At 29.5% G+C, this 807-nt stretch carries 1 protein-coding gene; it reads right to left on the bottom strand.

Annotated elements, in window-relative coordinates; translation table 11 throughout:
• Window positions 1-152 precede the first annotated feature (152 nt).
• Complete coding sequence (locus HM985_RS17115) at window positions 153-755, bottom strand: hypothetical protein (RefSeq protein WP_179377417.1); 603 nt, start codon at window positions 753-755, stop codon at window positions 153-155.
• Window positions 756-807 lie beyond the last annotated feature (52 nt).

Raw genomic sequence — 807 nt, 5'->3', positions numbered from 1 at the left:
AACGGTTTTGTGTATGATTAGTTGCGTGGTTTAGCAACTAATTTAGCAAACTTTTACGAACCCGTGAAAATTCCGCAGGAATTTTCGCAAGTAGGCTATAAAAAGCAATTAATTATACACGGTGTTGTAAAACGTTTTTATTCGTTCAATATTTACACAATGGTTATCGCAATGTTTTGTTTTTCTATAGGTTTCTTAAAAATTCTAAATATTAATGGTAATCTTGCTTTCCAAACTTTTAGACTATCCAGATTCTTAAAATTAATTAGATAATTACCTCTTTCGGGTATATCGATAACTTTTATTTTTTTTGCTAAATCTCCAAATTCATAAGATTGAATTCTCCATTGAGTATCTCTTGGATTAATTATTTGCCCAGTTTTGATATTAGTAAGGGTAAAAGTAAAATCTTCTACTACAACGTCCCAACCACCAAGAACATACACACTAAAAATTCCAACGTGTAATTCTATAACTCTGTTAGAGTCGCAGATATTTATTGGGAATCCAAATTCCACATATCGGATTTCTGTTTTTATTATTTCAATATTTTTGGGAACTTGATTTCTATGTAGAAATCCTGAAATTTTTTTGTCAGATGCAAGTTGGTCATAATTACTCTTAATATATGGTCTTGCTCCATCACTTGGTTTAAATTCAGTTTGTAAATACTCAATTTCTTGATTATCTAACTCACGCACTGTTCCGTCTTTCTCAACGTAAACATATTCAAATTTTTCTTTATTTTTATTCAAGAATTGTGAGTTTTAAATGAAGTTCCGATTTTTTTTAAATGTTTTACAACGT

Origin of the sequence: Winogradskyella wichelsiae (genome assembly GCF_013403925.1) — a bacterium.
Lineage (GTDB): Bacteria > Bacteroidota > Bacteroidia > Flavobacteriales > Flavobacteriaceae > Winogradskyella > Winogradskyella wichelsiae.
The sequence above is the reverse complement of the archived record's forward strand: the minus strand, read 5'-3'. Positions and strand labels throughout refer to the sequence as shown.